Source organism: Streptomyces daghestanicus, assembly GCF_020521275.1.
GTDB classification, from domain to species: domain Bacteria; phylum Actinomycetota; class Actinomycetes; order Streptomycetales; family Streptomycetaceae; genus Streptomyces; species Streptomyces griseoviridis.
Map to the genome: position 1 here is coordinate 1,077,376 of NZ_BNDX01000002.1, position 18,502 is coordinate 1,095,877.

9 protein-coding genes and 2 pseudogenes are annotated in these 18,502 nt (G+C 73.9%); 3 read left to right on the forward strand and 8 right to left on the reverse strand.

The window, feature by feature from the left end:
- Nucleotides 1-13: 13 nt before the first annotated feature.
- Entirely contained in the window at nucleotides 14-493 is a 480-nt protein-coding gene (locus Sdagh_RS04780; RefSeq protein WP_189424764.1) for a CGNR zinc finger domain-containing protein, read from the reverse strand.
- 103 nt (nucleotides 494-596) lie between these two features.
- Between Sdagh_RS04780 and Sdagh_RS04785 the strand changes: the two genes are divergently transcribed.
- On the forward strand, nucleotides 597-1,499 hold the full coding sequence (locus tag Sdagh_RS04785) for an alpha/beta fold hydrolase (RefSeq protein ID WP_189424762.1): 903 nt from the start codon (nucleotides 597-599) through the stop codon (nucleotides 1,497-1,499).
- Between the two features lie 283 nt (nucleotides 1,500-1,782).
- Here Sdagh_RS04785 and Sdagh_RS04790 read toward each other — a convergent pair whose 3' ends face one another.
- On the reverse strand, nucleotides 1,783-3,627 hold the full coding sequence (locus Sdagh_RS04790) for an AMP-binding protein (protein WP_226534569.1): 1,845 nt from the start codon (nucleotides 3,625-3,627) through the stop codon (nucleotides 1,783-1,785).
- 217 nt (nucleotides 3,628-3,844) lie between these two features.
- Here Sdagh_RS04790 and Sdagh_RS04795 point away from each other — a divergent pair, with 217 nt between their 5' ends.
- Nucleotides 3,845-4,687 carry an alpha/beta fold hydrolase gene (locus Sdagh_RS04795; RefSeq protein WP_226534572.1) on the forward strand — a complete coding sequence of 281 codons (843 nt, stop codon included), beginning with the start codon at nucleotides 3,845-3,847 and terminating at the stop codon, nucleotides 4,685-4,687.
- A 1-nt stretch (nucleotide 4,688) separates the two neighbouring features.
- Complete coding sequence (locus tag Sdagh_RS04800) at nucleotides 4,689-5,951, forward strand: hypothetical protein (protein ID WP_190077803.1); 1,263 nt, start codon at nucleotides 4,689-4,691, stop codon at nucleotides 5,949-5,951.
- Nucleotides 5,952-5,972: 21 nt separating this feature from the next.
- Here Sdagh_RS04800 and Sdagh_RS04805 read toward each other — a convergent pair whose 3' ends face one another.
- The 6 genes and pseudogenes from Sdagh_RS04805 to Sdagh_RS04825 all read right to left on the reverse strand — a co-directional run.
- Nucleotides 5,973-7,385, reverse strand: coding sequence for a pyridoxal phosphate-dependent decarboxylase family protein (locus tag Sdagh_RS04805; RefSeq protein WP_189424758.1), 1,413 nt, complete (start codon nucleotides 7,383-7,385; stop codon nucleotides 5,973-5,975).
- Between the two features lie 200 nt (nucleotides 7,386-7,585).
- Nucleotides 7,586-9,184 carry a bifunctional 3-(3-hydroxy-phenyl)propionate/3-hydroxycinnamic acid hydroxylase MhpA gene (mhpA, locus tag Sdagh_RS04810; protein WP_190077804.1) on the reverse strand — a complete coding sequence of 533 codons (1,599 nt, stop codon included), beginning with the start codon at nucleotides 9,182-9,184 and terminating at the stop codon, nucleotides 7,586-7,588.
- 14 nt (nucleotides 9,185-9,198) lie between these two features.
- Nucleotides 9,199-9,987 (reverse strand): arylamine N-acetyltransferase family protein, encoded by a 789-nt coding sequence (locus tag Sdagh_RS04815; protein ID WP_189424755.1) that lies wholly within the window; start codon nucleotides 9,985-9,987, stop codon nucleotides 9,199-9,201.
- Nucleotides 9,988-10,006: 19 nt separating this feature from the next.
- Nucleotides 10,007-13,927, reverse strand: coding sequence for a type I polyketide synthase (locus tag Sdagh_RS04820; protein ID WP_373301913.1), 3,921 nt, complete (start codon nucleotides 13,925-13,927; stop codon nucleotides 10,007-10,009).
- Nucleotides 13,924-14,979: pseudogene (locus Sdagh_RS37155) on the reverse strand (beta-ketoacyl reductase); the annotation flags it as partial. The gene Sdagh_RS04820 and the pseudogene Sdagh_RS37155, both read right to left, overlap by 4 nt.
- Nucleotides 14,953-18,501 (reverse strand): annotated as a pseudogene (locus Sdagh_RS04825) (type I polyketide synthase); the annotation flags it as partial. The pseudogenes Sdagh_RS37155 and Sdagh_RS04825, both read right to left, overlap by 27 nt.
- Nucleotide 18,502: the final 1 nt, after the last annotated feature.

An 18,502-nucleotide genomic window follows, 5' to 3' on the forward strand; every position in this document is an offset into this window, starting at 1 on the left:
GGGCGGGGACGGGTCAGCGGGTGCGTGCGTAGTGGCGTCGGGCCTTCTCGCGGTTGCCGCAGGCGGCCATCGAGCACCAGCGGGCGCGGTTGGCGCGGCTGCGGTCGAGCAGGAACAGCCGGCACTCGTCGTTGGCGCAGGGGCGTAGCCGGCCCGGCATGTGCTGCTCGGTGGCGGCCCAGGCGAGAACGGCGTCCACGGCCAGCCGGGCGTGCGGGGGAGTCTCGACCGTCCACCGAAGGCCGTCCGACGTGATCTCCGGGATCTGGCGGACCCCTTCGAGCAGCGGGGCCAGCGCGGCCGGCGAGCTGTCTCCGCGTACTACGTCCCGCAGGGCGTCGCGCGCCTCGCGCAGCAGCGCCAGTTCCGCGAGGCTGCCGTCGCCGCCGTGTTCCCGCGCCCAGCGCCTGCCTCCGTCCGGGTCGCCGAGCGCGTCCCGTTCGGCGCCGTCGACCAGCGGCCTGCTGTTGAGCAGGTCCAGCAGCGGGTCCATCGGACCCCACCTCCCTCTAACCGGATCGAGTTGTTTGACAGGTTAGCTCACCCGTGCTTGCATGCCGAGAACTAACCGGATCGAACTATTGAAGGGGTTAGGTATGGGCTCGGTGCACCATCGGACCGCCACCGTCGGCGGCCAGGAGATCTTCTACCGGGAGGCGGGTCCCGCCGACGCCCCGGCGATCGTCCTGCTGCACGGCTATCCGACCAGCTCGTTCATGTTCCGCGATCTCATCCCCCTGCTGGCCGGCGACTACCACGTCATCGCGCCGGACCACCTGGGCTTCGGCCACTCCGCAGCCCCTTCGGTGGAGGAGTTCACCTACACCTTCGACGCCCTCGCCGGACTCACCTCCGGGCTGCTCGATCACCTGGGCCTGGACCGCTACGCCCTTTACGTGCAGGACTACGGCGCACCCATCGGATGGCGCCTCGCGCTCGAGCACCCCGAACGGATCTCCGCCCTCGTCACCCAGAACGGCAACGGCTACGAGGACGGTTTCGTCGAGTCGTTCTGGAGCGACGTCTGGGCCTACGGGGCGAACCCCGGCCCCGACACCGAACCCGCCGTCCGTGCCGCGCTGAGCCTCGACGCCATCCGCTGGCAGTACGTGCACGGCGTGCCCGATCCGAGTCTGGTCAGTCCGGACACCTGGGAGCACGACTTCGCCCTGGTCTCCCGCGAGGGCAACGACGAGATCCAGCTGGCGCTGTTCCGCGACTACCGGAACAACCGCCCGCTCTACCCGCTGCTGCACGCGTTCCTTCGCACCGGCGACGTCCCGGTGCTCGCCGTGTGGGGCCGCAACGACGAGATCTTCGGCCCGGCCGGCGCGCGGGCCTTCGCCCGCGACGCCGAGGACGCGGAGGTGCACCTGGTCGACGGCGGTCACTTCCTGCTGGAGAGCCACCTCGACGTCGTCGCGGGTCACCTGCGGGGCTTCCTCGGACGAGTGCTGGGACCGGCCGGGTCGCTCACCCCTCGCTCCCGGCCTCGGTGAGCCGCTTGTCGCCGCGGACGGAGGACCACAAGGAGCCACCGGACGACGACAGTGCCCACGACCCACGGCCCACGGCCCCGCCCGCGCTCCCGCCGGACGGCCGCACACGTCGTGGAGCACATCGCGTCGAGCGGACTGCCCGCCGGCACCCGCCCGGGCGACCGTGTCCGGGCCGGCCCCGGTCCGGGAGCGGTGGTGACGGCGGGCGGCCCGGGCCGGGGCGGTGCCGGAGCGGGCGTCACCGGTGGCGGGCAGGCCGGCGCTCGTCGCCGCCCCCCGGCCTCTACGGTGAAGGCCGGCCCTCGGTCGCCAGCCGGGCCGCGATGTCCTGGCGCAGCCGTGCCTTGTCCGTCTTGCCGACCGGGGTCAAGGGGAGCGCCGGGACCTCGACGAGTCGCTCGGGCAGCTTGAACCGGGCCAGTCCGCTGTCCTCCAAGTACCCGCGGAGCTGCCGCAGGGACGGTGCTCCCTCGTCACCGCCCACGACATACAGGCAGACGGCCTCACCCAGGACGCGGTGGGGCATCGCGACGGCCGCGGCGGCCCGCACAGCGGGGTGTGCCGTCACCAGCGCCTCCAGTTCGTCCGCCGGGATCTTCTCCCCGCCGCGGTTGATCACGTCCTTGACGCGTCCGGCGACCACGAGGTTCCCGGACGGGTGGCGGCGGACCAGGTCGCCGGTGCGGTAGAAGCCGTCGGAGGTGAAGGACGAGGGTGCCACGCCTCCGTGGTACCCGGTGATGACACCCGGTCCCCTCACCAGCAGTTCCCCGATCTCACCGGCGGGCACGGGCCGGCCCTCGCCGTCCACGACCAGGGTCTCGTCACCGGGCGAGGAAGGGCGCCCCTGCGTGGTGAACGCCACCTCGGGCGGGTCGTCGAGCCGGGTGAAGTGCAGCCGGCCCTCACTCATGCCGTACACCTGCTGGACGCGGCAGTCGAAGACCTCGGCCAGCCGGGCCGCCGTCTGTTCGTCCAGGCGCGCGCCGCCGACCTGCAGGACGCGCAGGCTCGACAGGTCGAGGCCGCCGGCGGCGGCGCGGGCGGCGAGCCACTGCCGGGCGAGCGCGGGGGTGAGCGCGCAGTGCGTGACACGTTCTCGCTCGATCAGCGCCAGGGCGGCGGTCGCGTCGTGCGGGGCGGCGAGTACGGCCTTTCCGCCGCCGGCGAGCGTGCCGAGCACCCCCGGAGCGGAGAAGGCGAAGGCGTGTGTCACCGGCAGCACGGCGAGGAACACGGAGGCGGGGGTCAGCCCCGACACCGCCGCCGCGCAACGGATCACATGACCCAGCGCCTCATGGGTGCGGGCGATGGGTTTGGGCGCGCCCGTGGTTCCGCTCGACAGCAGGAAGAGGGCGGTGTCCGAGGGGCGCCGGTCCGGGTGGGCGGGGGCCGGGGCACCGGGCTCGACGAGACGGTCGAGGTCCAGGTGGCCGGCGGCCCGGCCGCCGGCCCCCGGGACGAGCAGGGTGCGGAGCGACGGGTGCCGCGCGCGGAGCTCCTCGGCGAGCCGCAGGAGGTCGTAGCGCTGCTGCCGGGCCGGTACGGCGAGCGCGACCGGTTCCAACGCCGCGATGACCGGATCGAGTTCGTGCGCGCGGAGGGCCGGCAGCGCGAGGGCCGGGCGCGCACCGAGCCTGATCAGCGCGAACGTGAGGACGAGGATGCGGGCGTCGTTCGGCAGTTGCACGAGCACGGTGTCACCGGGCCGGACGCCGGCGTGCGCCAGCCGGGCGGCGCAGCCGGACACCGCCGCGTCCAGCTCGGCCCGGGTGAAGCTGTGCTCGGCGTCGACCACCGCCACGCGGTGGCCCGGGTGCAGGCGGGTGCTCAGCACGGTGTCGTCCAGGAACTCCGGGCGCCACCAGCCGCGGTCCCGGTACTCCCCGCAGGCCCCCGCGCCGGGCCGGCGGTCGCCGACGAGGCCGGCGAGCTGCCCTACGGTGAAGTCGTGGTCCGCCCAGAGATCGACGCGGGTGTCGAAGCGCTCGGCCAGGTCGAGCTGGATCTGGGTGAGGTCGACGGAATCGAGCCCGAGATGCGCGCGCAACCGCGCGTCCTCGCGGAGCAGTTCCTCTTCGATCCCCAGGTCACGGAGGATCTTCCGTACTACGTCGATGCCCGTCAACCGGGCCTCCTTGCCTGAGGGCCGTGGCGAGCGCAGGGGCCGGTGTCACCGGTATGCCCGATGCGTCTCGATCTGAGACCGGCGCGCGGGGGCGGAGGGAAGCGCGGGGGGCGAGGAGGGGCTCGGGGAGTCGGCGGTCCCACTCCCGCACGCCCTGCACGGCCGGTTCCAGCCGTGCGACGCTGTGTCACCACACCGGTTTCGCCCCTGGAGTGTGATGAACCCAGTGAACAGCGGGACGCTCGCGGTACCGGGCGCGACCCTCTACTTCGAGACGCGGGGCGAGGGGCCTTTGCTGCTGCTCATCGGGGGAGGGAACTCCGACGCGGCGGTGTTCAAGCGGGTGGCCGCCGTCCTGGCCCGGAGCCACCGCGTCGTCACGTACGACCCGCGCGGGAACTCACGCAGTGTGCTCGACGGCCCGCCGGTGGACCAGAAGGTCGAGGAGCACGCCGACGACGCCTACCGTCTGATCGACCACCTCGCCGGCCCGGACGAGCCCGCGCACGTCTTCGGGAGCTGCTCGGGCGGGCTCGTCGCCCTGGAACTCACCATCCGCCGGCCGGAGAGAATCCGGCTGGCCGTCGCCCACGAGCCACCTGTGCTGAGCATCCTGCCGGACGCCGAGCGGCACTTGGCGCTCCTCGACGACGTCTGCGAGACGTACCTCCGCGAGGGGATGGCCCCCGCCCTCACCAAACTGCGGGCGCTCCACGGCGGCCGGCCCGCGCCGGCCCTCCCCGACGTGCACGACAACACCGACTTCTTCCTGACCCGCTTCGTCCGGCCGTTCACCCGCTTCGTACCCGACCCCGCCGCGCTGGAGGAAGTGGCCGGCAAGGTGGTGTGGGCCGGTGGCCACGCCTCCCGCGAGGACCTGGTGCACCGCCCGGCACGTGTCCTCGCCGACCGGTTCGGCCGCGACGTGGAGCTGTTCCCCGGCGGACACGTCGGCTACGCCCGGTACCCCGCCGACTTCGCCGAGCGGCTCGTGGAGGTGCTCACCCTCGCGGCCGGCGCGGCGGACGCCACGCGGGAGACCACCGGCGGAGGGCGCTGACGTGCGGATCGTGATGGGAGCGCAGAACTGCGGCTTCGGTCCGGTCGCCGAACTCGTCGCGGTCTCCCGGCCGCTCCACGCACACGAGCGGGTGTTCGTCGGTGACGGCGTCGCCGCGGTCTTCGCCCGGCGCAACCCCGACGCCTTCGACACCGTCCACGACATCGGCGGGCTGTCGGGGGACGCCAGGTCGGCGGTGATGGACGATCTGCTGCGGGGCAGCGATCACGTGGTCTCCGTCATGGACGCCGAACTGGTGGTCCGGTCCGTCGTGGCGCGGCGGCCCGTGACCATGGTGGACAGCCTGTTCAGCTTCTGGCAGCTCACCCGGCCGCCCGCCCGCATCCGCGAGGTGTGCGCGACCATGCCGCGTTCCCGCTACTCGGCGGCCGACCGGCACCTGGCTGGTCTGTCACCGCACGAGCGGGTGGTCGCGGCCCATCTGCTCGCCACCCACAGCGTCGTCCAGAACTTCCCCGGCGTCACCGAGCGCGCGGCCGGCCTCGCCGCCCTGGGCGGGGGACCCGAGATACATCTGACCGGCTCGATCATCGACGTCGAGGGCGCGCGGAACGCCGCGGGCGCCACCGGGCCCGAGTACGACCTGCTGATCAACATCGGCGGCTTCAAGAACTTCCTCCTGGACTTCGACGTCAACAACGCCTACGTACGGCTGCTGCACCAGTGGCTTCCGGACCTGCTGCGCGACTGGCCCCAATTCCGTCGCGTCCTCGTCTGCGGCGGCCCCTTCGGTGAGGGCCGGGAACGGACCGTGCGGAGCGCGGGAGGCGGCCGGGCCGACTGCCGCCTGCTGCGCCAGCGGGACCTGCTCCAGGTGGCGGCGGGCACCGCGGACTACCTGATGGCCCCCGGGCTCACGGCACTCCACGAAGCGGTCGCCCTGGGACGGCTGCCCCTGGCCCTCCACGAGCAGCACTACGCCCACGTCTTCACCATGCGCGCCCTGGACGGCACGCTGTTCGGCCACGCCGGGTGCCGGTTCACCGACGTGGTGCCGGACCACCCGCTGCCGGAGGACGACCTCGCCGGGACCGCCGCCCTGGCCGAGCTGGCCGGGCGCGTACAGGAGGACAGCGGGCTCTACGCCACGTACCGGCGGAGGTTCAACGAACGCATCGAGCAGTACCTCTCCCTCACCCCGGCGCAACGCCGGCACGGCGCCGGGGAACTCGGGAAACTGCTGGACGGCGACCCGGTCCAGGCGGTGATGACCGAGGTCCTCGGCGCGGCGCACCCTGCGTAGCGGTCGCCCGGCGCGGTCCCGTCAAGGCGCGGGCGGGGCACAGGCCCGGACGGTGTCCCAGACCCGGCGGACGGTCGTCTCATCGGCGTACGCGGACCCCAGGGCGGCGCGGAGCACCGGCCGGCCGTCCACGACGGCGGGAGTGCACAGCACGCCGGGTCTCCCGGTGAGGCGCCGGGTGACCTCCCGGGTCATCTCGTCGGTCTCCGCGCGGAGGACGACGAGCCCCAGCCGGTGGGCCACCAGGCGGAAGCCGGGCTCCCGCTCGACCAGGGAGGCGAGCAGGCCGGCGAGCCGGATGTCGTGCCGGATCACCTCCCGCAGTCCTTCGAGGCCGTGAGCGCGCAGTACGTACCAGAGCTTCAGGGCCCGCATCGGGCGGCCGAGCGGGAGCTGCCAGTCCTTGAAGTCGACGACCTGCCCCGAGTCGGTGGCGTCGTTGCGCAGATAGGAGGAGGTCGCGCCGAGGGCGCCGGTCAGTTCCCCGCGGTCGGCGACCCACAGGATGTCGCAGGGGATGCCGGTCCGCATCCACTTGTGCGCGTTGACGGCGTAGGAGTCCGCGAGGTCCGGCTCCGCGTCCGCCACCCGCAGTTCGGGGCAGAGCGCAGCACTGCCGGCGTAGGCGGCGTCGACGTGCAGCCAGACGCCGCGGTCCCGGCAGACGGCACCGATCCGGGGCACCGGGTCGATGGCGCAGGTGGCGGTGGTGCCGACGGTCGCGACGACGGCGGCGGGCACCAGACCCGCGGCCCGGTCGGCGTCGAGGCGGCCGGCCAGGGCGGCGGGGTCCATGCTGTGGGTACCGGGCACGGTCGGGACGAGGACGGGCGCGCCGACGCCCGCCACGCGGACCACCTTGCGCACACTGTGGTTGGCCTGGTCCGTGCAGTAGACGCGCAGCCTGCCCTCCGTACCGTGCTCGCGCCACCGGCCCCCGGAGGCCCGGTCGAGGGCGGCGGCCACGGCGGCCAGCGCGGCCGACGACGCCGAGTCCTGGATGACGCCGCCGCCCCGCCCGGAGGCGTGCGTGAAACGGGCCGGCAGGCCCAGCGCGCGGGCGAGCCAGTCGCACACCCGCTGCTCCAGTTCCGTGGCGGCGGGCGACGTCGACCACATCATGCCCTGCACCCCCAGACCCGCCGTGACCAGCTCGGCCAGGACGGAGGCGGGCGAGTTGCCGGCCGGGAAGTACCCGAGGAAGTTCGGGTGCTGCCAGTGCACCAGCTGCGGCACGATCGTGCGCCAGGTGTCGTCGAGGATGTCGGTCAGGTCCTCGCCCCGCTCGGGCGCCGTCTCCGGAAGCACCCCGAGCGTGGTGCCCGGCGGGCCGGGCGGCACCACGGGGAGTTCGCAGGCGGCCAGGGACCGCCAGTGGTCGGCCAGGCGGTCCGCCGCGTCGGCCGCGGCGGACCGGAAAGCGTGCTCGTTCATGAGCGGACGTTAGAGGCGCGGCGCCCTGGGGCCGCGTCCCATCGAGTCACGATCACCCGTACGGCCCCGCGCGGGTGCCCCCGTCCGTACGGATGTCCGGCACCTGTCCGGCACTCCGTGGCGCGGCGGGGCGACAGCCCGCTCCGGCGCGGGCCGCCGGCGGCCCCGGGTTCCGCGGGGCCGCCGGTCCGTGCCTTCCCTCAGGCGGCCGGCACGGGGGCCGGGGCCGACAACCGCTGCCGCAGATCGTCGAAGAGAGCCACGTAGTCCTCGTCCGCGACGACCTGGCCGTACACGTAGTGGTCGGGCCGGACCAGTACCGCGCGGGCCCCCGCCTCGGCGAGATACGGCAGGTACAGGCGATCGGTGTCGGCCACGACGTCCGGGACCGCGGCGCCGGACGGGGCGTCGTCGGGGACGACCGTGACCAGTCGTACGTCCAGTTCCTTCAGCGTCTCCTCGGTGCGCGCGTCGAGGTGACGGCGGGGGTCCTCGGCGCAGAGGAGGACGAAGCCGGTTCCGACGATGTCGTCGAACAGCCCGGTCTCGGTGCCCCGCCGCACCCGGCCCTGGGGGCTGAGCCGCCCGGCCAACCGCCCGCCGGCCGCCCCGCCGCCGCGTTGCAGCAGCCCCGTCCGCAGCGGGTGCACCGGGGCCTGGGGGGCGCCCTTGCCCACTCCGCGTTCCCGCGCGGCCATCATGGCCACGTCGCGGTCGGCGGCCCCGACCGGGTCGAGCTGGCAGATCACCTTCCCGAGGTCCACCGACATCCGCACGCCGTGCCGCACGTGCTGGGCGCGCTCGGCGACGTAGGTGTCCAGGACGTGGTCGCCGGCCTTGCCACGCAGCACCAGGTCCAGCTTCCAGGACAGGTTCGCCGCGTCCCGGATGCCCGAGCACATGCCCTGACCGGCGAACGGCGGCATGACGTGGGCCGCGTCCCCCGCGATCAGCATGCGGCCCGCTCTCCACTGCTCCGCCCACCGGGCCTGGAAGGTGTAGACGGCGTGGCGCAACAGGGTGGCGTTGTCCGGGCTGAGATCGAAGGTCTTCAGCAGCCGCCAGGCGCTCTCCTCGGTGTCGAGTTCCTCGATCGGCTCGTCCTCGAGCCGCATGAATTCCCAGCGCCGGTGGCCCGGTCCGGCGGAGGCCGCGGTCCGGGGCCGGGCCGGGTCACAGATCTGGAGGTTGTTGGGGTCGAAGGCGCGGGGCTGGTGCAGCACGACGTCGCAGATCAGCCAGTCGTGCGAGAAGCCCAGGTCGCGCATGGCGGGGCCGATGCACTCGCGGACGAAGCTGTTCGCCCCGTCGCAGCCGACGAGCCAGCGGGCCGACAGCACCCGCCGTTCGCCCGCCCGGTCCACACAGGTCAGCTCGACATGGCCGCCGTGGTCGGTGGCCTCGACCGCCTCCAGCCCGCGCAGGACCCGCAGGGTCGGCAGTCGCGCGCCGCGGGCGGACAGCGCACTCTCCAACCCGGGCTGGAACATCGAACTGGAGTCGGGCCAGTGGCACCAGCCGGTGGGCGATCCCTGGATGTCCAGCAGGATCTGTCCGTCCGCGTTCTGCCACACGTACCGGCCCGAGGGCTCGGTCTCCGTGGCGATGTACTCGCTGAGGCCCAGCGTGGCCAGGGTGCGGGCCGCCTCGCTGTCGAAGGCCACGGCCCGCGACAGCGTGTACGGCTCGGGCCAGCGGTCCACCACGGTGACCTGCCAGCCCCGCTGGGCCATCAGGATCGCCAGCGTCTGCCCCACGGGGCCGTCGCCGACGATCAGCACGTCCGTTTCCACGTCCATGGTCAGCTCACCCCTCAGGCGTCCTGGAGCAGGACGTGCCGGATGACCGCCTGGTACTCGTCGTTCTTCGCCAGTACCCGCGTCTCGTCCCGGCCGTTCTCCGCCTTGAGGTAGCGCCGCCCGACCAGCAGGAGCTGGCCGGTCTCGTAGGCGCGGCCGTAGATCAGGGTGCCCGCCGCGATCATCTCGCCCGCCCAGTGCCAGAACGGGTCGTCGTTCTCGCCGCTGGAGATGGCCTTCCACTCCGCCAGTTCGCGTTCGGTCGTGGTGAAGCGGTACACGGCCAGCCATTCGCCGCCCGCGGTCCGCCGCTCCAGCACCAGGTGGGCGCCGTCCTCCAGGACGCGGTAGTCGAAGCCGAACTGGGTCTGCACCTCCTCGGACACCCGGACCGGCTCGATGAACGACGGGCCGGCGAAGCCGACGTCGGCGAGCCAGAGTTCGTCGCCGACGCGTACGAGGTTCAGCATGTGCTCCAGGTCGGGTCCGAACTCCCCGTTGGCGCCGCGCACGCCCGAGGAGATGACCGTCACGTCGTACCCCAGCTCGGTGAGGACCGCGCGGAAGAGACCGCTGTGCTCGTGGCAGATCCCGCCCCGGCGCTCCGTGATGAGCGCGTCGAAGAACACGTCCGCCCCGGCGTCCACGTCGTCCCAGATCGCCAGCCCCTTGGGGGCGTTGCGGGAATTGTCGAACGGCACCGTCATCATGTGCCTCTTGTGCAGCTCGCGCAGGGTCTGGGCGGTCGGCTCCAGCGAGCCCGTGTAGCCGAGGTGCTTCAGGTAGGTGTCGAGTACGAACATGTCTGGTTCCGCCTCCGGGTCAGGTGTTCTGCGGGGTGAAGAGAAGCTCGTCCAGGTGCTCGGCGAGCATGGCGGGGGTCGGGTGGTCGAACAGCAGCATCGGGGTCGTCTCCAGACCGCACAGGTCGTTGATCCGGTTGCGGACCTCCACCGCGGTCAGCGAGCTGAACCCGACATCGAAGAATCCGGTCTCCTCGTCGAACTCGTCCGTCGTCTCGTGGCCCAGCGCGGCGGCCGCCAGCTCGATGACGAGTTGGGTCAGCTCCTTCCTGCGTTCCTCGGCGGGGCGCTCGGACAGCCGGTCCACCAGGGTCTGCTCCGGCGTCTCCACTGCGTCCTCCTCCTCCGGTTCCTGCGGGGTGACGGCCAGGTCTTCCTGGGGCATGACGGTCCTCTCCAGCCAGTAGCGCTTGCGTTCGAACGGGTAGGTGGGCAGGGGAATGTGGTCGCGGTTCGGCGCGACGGCGAGGTCGTGGCCGCGCACGTGCAGCCGTCCCAGCGCCGTGAGCAGGGACAAGGTCTCGGACTGTCCGCGCCGCAGGGCGGGGATCGCGTCGCCGAGCCCGGTCAGGCTCTCCTGGACCATGGCGGTGAGCGTGTCCGCGGGTCCCACTTCCAGGAACGTGCGGACGCCCTCGGCCTCCAGGGTGCGCACGGTGGTGTCGAACTGGACGGTCGCCCGCACGTGGCGGGCCCAGTACTCCGGCGCGGTGGGCTCACCCGGTTCCACCAGCCGTCCCGTGACGTTGGAGACCAGCGGAATGCGCGGCGCGCCGAAGGACAGTTCACGCGCCACCCGGGTGAACTCCTCCCGCATGGGTTCCATGAGCGGGGAGTGGAAGGCGTGGCTGACGCGGAGCCGCTTGGTGCGGTGGCCGTCGGCGCGCAGCCGCTCGACGAGGGCGAGCAGGGGCTCCTCCACCCCCGACAGCACCACCGAGGCCGGTCCGTTGACCGCGGCGATACTCATCTCGTGCTCGTGGCCGGCCAGTACCTCCGCGGCCTGCTCGGCGCCGATGGCCACGGCCACCATGGCCCCGCCGGCCGGCAACGCCTGCATCAGCCGTGCGCGGGCCGCCACCAGGGCCGCCGCGTCGCTCAGCGACAGCATCCCGGCCACCTGCGCGGCGACCAGTTCCCCGATGGAATGCCCGGCGACGATGTCCGGCTCGATCCCCCACGAGGCCAGCAGCCGTACGAGGGCCACCTCGAAGGCGAACAGGGCCGGCTGGGTGAACTCCGTCCGGTCCAGCAGCGCGGCCCGCTCGGAGGCCGGGTCCGCGAGTACCACCTCGCGGACCGGCCGCGGCAGCCGGGCGTCCAGTTCCTCGCACACCTCGTCGAAGGCCGCGGCGAACACCGGGAAGGCGTCGTACAGTTCACGGCCCATGCCGGGACGCTGACTGCCCTGGCCGGAGAAGAGGAACGCGAGCGGGCCGGGCACCGCCTTGCCGGTCACCGCACGCGGCGACGGTTTGCCCTCCCCGACACGCCGGGCGGCGGCGAGCAGTTCGGCACGGTCGCCGCCGACGAGCACGGCCCGGTGCTCCAGCCCGGCCCTGGTCGTCGCCAGCGCACGGCCGAGGGCCGCGGTGTCCAGCTCCGGGTGCGCCTCCACGTGCCGCACCAACTGCTCCGCACGGGCGGCCAGCGCGGTCGGTGTCCGCGCCGAGAGCACCCAGGGCACCGGGGTGTCGTCCCGTTCCGGGGCCGGCCCCGTGTCCTCGCCCGCGCCGGGAGCGGGCGGGGCCTGTTCGATGACGATGTGCGCGTTGGTCCCGCTGACGCCGAACGCCGACACGGCGGCGCGCCGGGCCCGTCCGGTACGAGGCCAGGGCCGCGCCTCGCTCAGCAGCCGCACGGTCCCCGCCGACCAGTCGACATGCGGGGTCGGCTCGTCGACGTGCAGGGTCCGCGGCAGTGTGCCGTGGCGCATCGCCAGTACGGTCTTGATGATGCCGGCGACCCCGGCGGCGGCCTGGGTGTGGCCGACGTTGGACTTCAGGGAGCCCAGCCACAGCGGCCGCTCGGGGCTCCGCCCCCGCCCGTAGGTGTTGATCAGGGCCTGGGCCTCGATAGGGTCGCCCAGCCTGGTGCCGGTGCCGTGCGCCTCGACCGCGTCGACGTCCGCGACGGTGAGGCCCGCCGCGGCCAGGGCCCGCTTGATCACCCGTTCCTGGGACGGTCCGTTGGGCGCGGTCAGGCCGTTGGACGCGCCGTCCGAGTTCACCGCGCTGCCCCGGACGACGGCCAGGACGGGATGGTGGTTCCGCCGCGCGTCGGAGAGCCGTTCCAGCAGCAGCAGGGACAGGCCCTCGGACCACCCCGTACCGTCGGCAGCGGCGGCGAACGCCTTGCACCGCCCGTCGGGTGACAGCCCGCGCTGCCGGGAGAACTCCACGAAGGTGTTCGGCTGGGCCATGACCGCCACACCGCCGGCCAGCGCCAGGTCGCACTCGCCCGCGCGCAGCGACTGGGCGGCCAGGTGCACCGCCACCAGCGACGACGAACACGCGGTGTCGACCGTCACGGACGGCCCCTCGAAACCGAAGCAGTACGAGGTCCGGCCCGAGACCAGGCTGCCGGCCACACCGGCGCCCTGGAACCCCTCGACCTCGGCCGGGGTGCTCGCGAGCCCGGTCCCGTAGTCGTGGTACATGACGCCCGCGAACACGCCCGTGTTGCTGCCACGCAGGGAGTGCGCGTCGATACCGGCCCGCTCGCACACCTCCCACGTCGCCTCCAGGAACAGCCGCTGCTGCGGGTCGGTCGACAACGCCTCCCGTGGGGAGATGCCGAAGAACCTGGCGTCGAAGTCACCGGCGTCGTGCAGGAACCCCCCCTCGCGGACGTAGCTCTTGCCGGGGGCGTCCGGCGACGGGTCGTAGAGGCGTTCCACGTCCCACCCGCGGTCGTCGGGGAAGGGGGTGATGCCGTCACCGCCCCGCTCCAGCAGTTCCCACAGGTCCTCCGGGGAACGGACGCCGCCGGGCAGCCGGCACACCATGCCCACGATCGCGATGGGCTCGCCGGCCCGATCGGTGGCCGCCGTGAGTTCCCGGCGCAGCCGCTCGTTCTCCAGGAGGGACGCGCGCAGTGCCTCGACGACCGTGTTGTCGTGCGTGCTCATGCTTTTCTCCGCATCGTCGATGACCGTCAGTGGTCGCGCTCGCCCAGAGCCCTGGCGACCAGGTTCTCCACGCTCATGGTCGAAATCTCGCTCACCGGCTCCCCGGCCGGGGAGCCGCCGACGGGCACCGGCCCGTCGGTCTCGTCCGCCAGCCGCAGCAGCCCGGACAGCAGGCCCAGCTCCCGGAGCCGCTCCAGCGACACCGACGCCAGCACCCCGCGCAGCCGCTCCTCGCGCGGGCCGTCGATCTCCTCCTCGTCCACCGGCTCCGGGAAGAGCCGCTCGGCCAGCTGCCGGGCGACGACCGCGGGGTTGGGGTAGTCGAAGATCAGGGTGGCCGGGAGCCGGATGCCGGTCGCCGTGGCGATCCGGTTGCGCAGCTCGACGGCGGCGAGCGAGTCGAACCCCATCTCCTTGAACGACCGTTCCCGGTCGATGGCGTCCGCGTCCTCGTGCCCGATCGTGTGCGCGGCCTGCGTACGCACCAGGTCGACCAGCCGGCGCAGCCGCTGCGGGGCGGTCAGCCGCTCCAGCTCCCGTACGAAGGAGTCCTCCGGCGCCCGCTCCCGCCGTGCCGTGGGGCGGTCCTGCGGAACCAGGCCCCGCAGGACCGCGGGCGCGGCGGGCGAGCGCTTCACCGCGGCCAGGTCGAACCTCGCCGCGAGCACCGCCGGGGCCCCCGCGGACGCCGCCGCGTCGAACGAGCGCAACGCCTGCTCCGCCGGGAGCGGGAGGACGTACCGGTCGCGGAAGCCCGCGCCGTCCCGCAGCGACCGGGTCATCTCGCTGTCCTGCTCCCACAGGCCCCACGCCACCGAGACCGCGGGCAGACCCAGGCCGGCGCGGTGCGCGGCGAGGCCGTCGAGGAACGCGTTGGCGGCGGCGTAGTTGCCCTGGCCGGCGCTGCCGAGCGTGCCGGCGGCGGAGGAGAACAGCACGAACGAGGCCAGGTCGGCGCCACGGGTCAGCTCGTGCAGGTGCCAGGCGCCCTCCGCCTTGGGGAGGAACACGGTGTCCATCCGGCCCGGGGTCAGGGCCGACACGACACCGTCGTCGAGCACCCCGGCGGTGTGGACCACGCAGGTGAGCGGGTGTTCGGCGGGGACCGACGCCAGCAGCCGGGCCACGTCCTGCCGGTCGGAGACGTCGCAGCACGCGATGGTCACCGAGGTGCCGAGCGAGGTGAGTTCGGCGTGCAGCTCCGAGGCGCCCGGGGCGCTCGGCCCGTGCCGGCTCGTCAGCAGCAGGTGCCGGGCACCGTGTTCGCTGATCAGATGGCGGGCCACGAGCGCGCCCAGGGCACCGGTGCCACCGGTGATCAGTACGGTGCCGGCCGGGTCCAGCGGGCGGCCTCCGCCGGCACGGCCGTCGCGGCCGGGCGGGAGGGCCGCGGCCCGGGAGAGCCTGGGGACGCGCAGCGTGCGCGCGGACAACGCCAGTTGCGGTTCGCCGGTGGCGAGGGCGCCCGGCAGCAGGTCCCGGGAGTCGTCGTCGACGGCCACGAGCACGAACTCGCCCGGGTGTTCGAGCTGTGCGGAGCGGACCAGGCCCCAGACGGTGGCCGCCGCCGGGTCCCGCCGGGCGTCCCGGGTCAGTACCACCAGCGGGTCGCCGCCGGGCTCGGCCAGCTTCCGCTGGAGGCCCTCCAGGGCGAGGACACCGAGAGTGCGCGCCTGCGGCACGGGTCCGCCGGCCACCGGCCCGGTGAGGTCGAGGACGCGCTGCGGGGCCGCCCCGGCCCCGCTCTCCGGCAGGGGGATCACGGCCCAGTCGAGAGCGAGCAGCCGGTCGTCGGAGCGGCCGGCCGCCGCGATGCGGTCCGGGTCCAGCGGCCGGGTGGCCAGCGAGCCGACCGTGGCCACCGGGGAGCCGGTGGCGTCCGCGATGTCCAGGCCCATACCGCCGTCGCCGGTGCGCATCCGCACCCGCAGCGCTGTGGCGCCCGAGGAGTGCACGGCGAACGACTTCCAGGCGAACGGCAGGACGGTCCCCCGTTCCTCGGCCCCCGCGGCGAGGGCCGCCGCCTGGAGCGCCGAGTCCAGCAGCGCGGGGTGCAGCAGGAAACCCTCCACACCGTCGCCGGGGAACTCCGCCTCGGCGAACACCTCGTCACCCTCGGCCCACACCGTCCGCAGCCCCCGGAACAGCGGACCCAGCTCCAGGCCGGTCTCCGCCAGCCGCTCGTGGAAGTCCGTCAGCGGCACCGGCTCCGCCCCGGCGGGCGGCCAGTCGCGCAGCTCCGCGCCGGTCACCGGGGTCCCGGACAGGAATCCGGTCGCGTGCCGGGTCCACTCGGCGTCCCTGGCCCCGTCGGGCCGGGAGTGGAAGGCCACCGGCCGCAGCCCGTCGGAGTCCTTCGCGCCCACGGTCACCCGGAGCTGGAGCCCGCGGTCCTCGGGGAGCACCACGGGCGTCTCGATCACCAGCTCGTCGACGGTGCCCGCCCCGACCTCGTCGCCCGCCCGGACGGCCGCCTCGACCAGGGCGGCACCGGGAACCACCACGGCCCCGGCGACGACGTGCTCACGGAGCCACGGATGGGACGCCGGGGAGAGGCGGTGGGCGAACACCACCCCGTCCGACCCGGGCAGCGCGACCGCCGCGCCCAGCAGCGGGTGCCCCGACGGGTCCGCGCCGACGGCACCGAGATCGGCCGTGCGCACCGGCTCCAGCCAGAACCGCCGGTGCTCGAACGGGTAGGTCGGCAGGGGCGGGTGCGCGCCGGGTGCCGGGTACAGAGCCGGCCAGTCGACCGTGTGCCCGCGGACGTACACCTGGGCGAGGGCGCCGGTCAGCGACCGCAGTTCCGGCTGGCCGCGGCGGAGTGCGGGAACGGCGCCGACGGTCTCGCTGTTGTCCCCCACCAGCGCGGCGAGGGTGTCGCCGAACCCCAGCTCCAGGACCGTCGTCACCCCGGTGCTCTCCAGGGTGCGCACGGCGGCGCTGAACCGGACGGCGGCGCGGGCGTGCCGGACCCAGTAGGCGGCACTGGCGAGTTCGGCCGGGTCGGCGGGCTCACCGGTGACGTCGGACACCACCGGGACGACGGGGGCGGTGTACGCCAGCTCGGCCGCCACCCGCCCGAACTCGTCGAGCATCGCGTCGATGTGGGGCGAGTGGAAGGCGTGGCTGACGGCCAGCCGCTTGGTGCGGTGTCCCCGCTCGCGCAGTCGCTCCGCGAGGGCGAGCACCACGTCCTCGTCCCCGGAGAGCACGACCGACTCCGGCCCGTTGACGGCGGCGAGGGCCACGGCGTCCTCATGCCCGGCCAGCAACGGCCGTATCGCCTCCTCACTCACACCGACCGCGACCATGGCGCCGGTGGCGGGCAGGGCCTGCATCAGCCGGCCCCGCGCGGTGACCAGTACGGCCGCGTCCGTGAGGGAGAGGACACCCGCGACATGCGCCGCGGCGATCCCGCCGATGGAGTGCCCCACCACGACGTCCGGCCGCACCCCCCACCCGGCCAGGACCCGGGCCAGGGCGACCTCCAGCGCGAACAGCGCGGGCTGGGTGTACGCGGTGGTGTCGAGCAGCCGGGAGGCGGGCGTACCGGGTTCCGCGAACACGGCCTCGCGCAGCGGAACGGTGAGGTGCTTGTCCAGCTCCGCGCAGATCTCGTCGAACGCCTCCGCGAACGGCGGCAGCCGCCGGTGCAGCTCCCGGCCCATGCCGAGCCGCTGGCTTCCCTGCCCGGAGAAGGCGAACGCGAGCCTGCCCGTCCCCGCCCGTCCCGTCACCACGGACTCGGGGGAGGCGCCGGCCGCGAGCGCCCGGAGCCCGTCCAGCAGTTCTTCCCGGTCCGCCCCGACGACCACGGCCCGGTGGTCCAGGTGGGCCCGGGTGGTGGCGAGCGCGCGGGCCGTGCGGGCCGCTCCGGTGTCCTCGGCGGCCGCCATGTGGTCGGCCAGCCGCCCGGCTGCCTTCGCGAGGGCGGCCGGCGTCCGTGCCGAGAGGGGCCAGGCGACCACCTCGACGGCGGCGGAGACGGGCTCGTGGTCGGTGGTCTCGGGCGGCGCGGGTGCCTCTTCGACGATGACGTGCGCGTTGGTCCCGCTGGCTCCGAAGGCGGAGACGGCGGCGCGGCGGGGGCGGGTGGTGTGGGGCCAGGGGCGGGGTTGGGTGAGGAGTTGGACGGTGCCGGTGGACCAGTCGACGTGGGGGGTGGGCCGGTCGATGTGGAGGGTGCGGGGCATGGTGCGGTGGTGGAGGGCGAGGACGGTTTTGATGATGCCGGCGACGCCTGCGGCGGCTTGGGTGTGGCCGATGTTGGATTTGAGGGAGCCGAGCCAGAGGGGGTGGTCGGGGTCGCGGTGGCGGCCGTAGGTGTTGATGAGGGCTTGGGCTTCGATGGGGTCGCCGAGGGTGGTGCCGGTGCCGTGGGCTTCGACGAGGTCGATGTCGTGGGGTTGGAGGTGTGCGTTGGCGAGGGCTTGGTTGATGACGCGTTGCTGGGAGGGGCCGTTGGGTGCGGTGAGGCCGTTGGAGGCGCCGTCCTGGTTGACGGCGGAGCCGGTGACGACGGCGAGGACGGTGTGGCCGTTGCGGCGGGCGTCGGAGAGGCGTTCGAGGAGGACGAGGGCGACGCCCTCGGACCAGCCGGTGCCGTCGGCCGCGGCGGCGAAGGCCTTGCAGCGGGCGTCCGGTGCCAGCCCCCGCTGCCGCGAGAAATGCACGAGCGTGTCGGGCGCCGCCATGATGGCCGCACCGCCGGCCAGGGCCAGGTCGCACTCGCCGGAGCGCAGCGACTGGGCGGCCAGGTGCAGTGCCACCAGCGACGACGAGCACGCCGTCTCCACCGTCACCGCCGGACCCTCCAGCCCGAGGGTGTACGAGATCCGGCCCGAGGCCGCGCTGCCGGAATTGCCGATGCTCAGCAGGCCCTCGACCTCGGGAGGCGTCTCCCGCAGGGGAGGGGCGTAGTCGTGGTACATCACGCCGGCGAACACCCCGGTCCGGCTCCCCTGCAGGGAGGCCGGGTCGATGCCGGCCCGCTCGATGGTCTCCCAGGACACCTCCAGCAGGTGCCGCTGCTGCGGGTTGAGCGAGAGCGCCTCACGCGGGGAGATGCCGAAGAACTCCGCGTCGAACCCGGCGGCGTCGTGCAAGAACCCGCCCTCGCGGACGTACGCCTTGCCCGGCGCGTCGGGATCGGGGTCGTACAGGCCCGCCACGTCCCAGCCGCGGTCGTCGGGGAAGGGCCCGACGGCATCCGTCCCGGAGTCGACCAGCCGCCACAGGTCCTCGGGGCCGGCGACGCCCCCGGGCAGCCGGCAGCCCATACCCACGATGGCGACCGGCTCCTGGGAAGCGGCCTCCGCCTCCCGCAGTTTCTCGCGGGCCTGCCGCAGTTCGACGAGGGTGCGCTTCAGGTAATCACGAAGC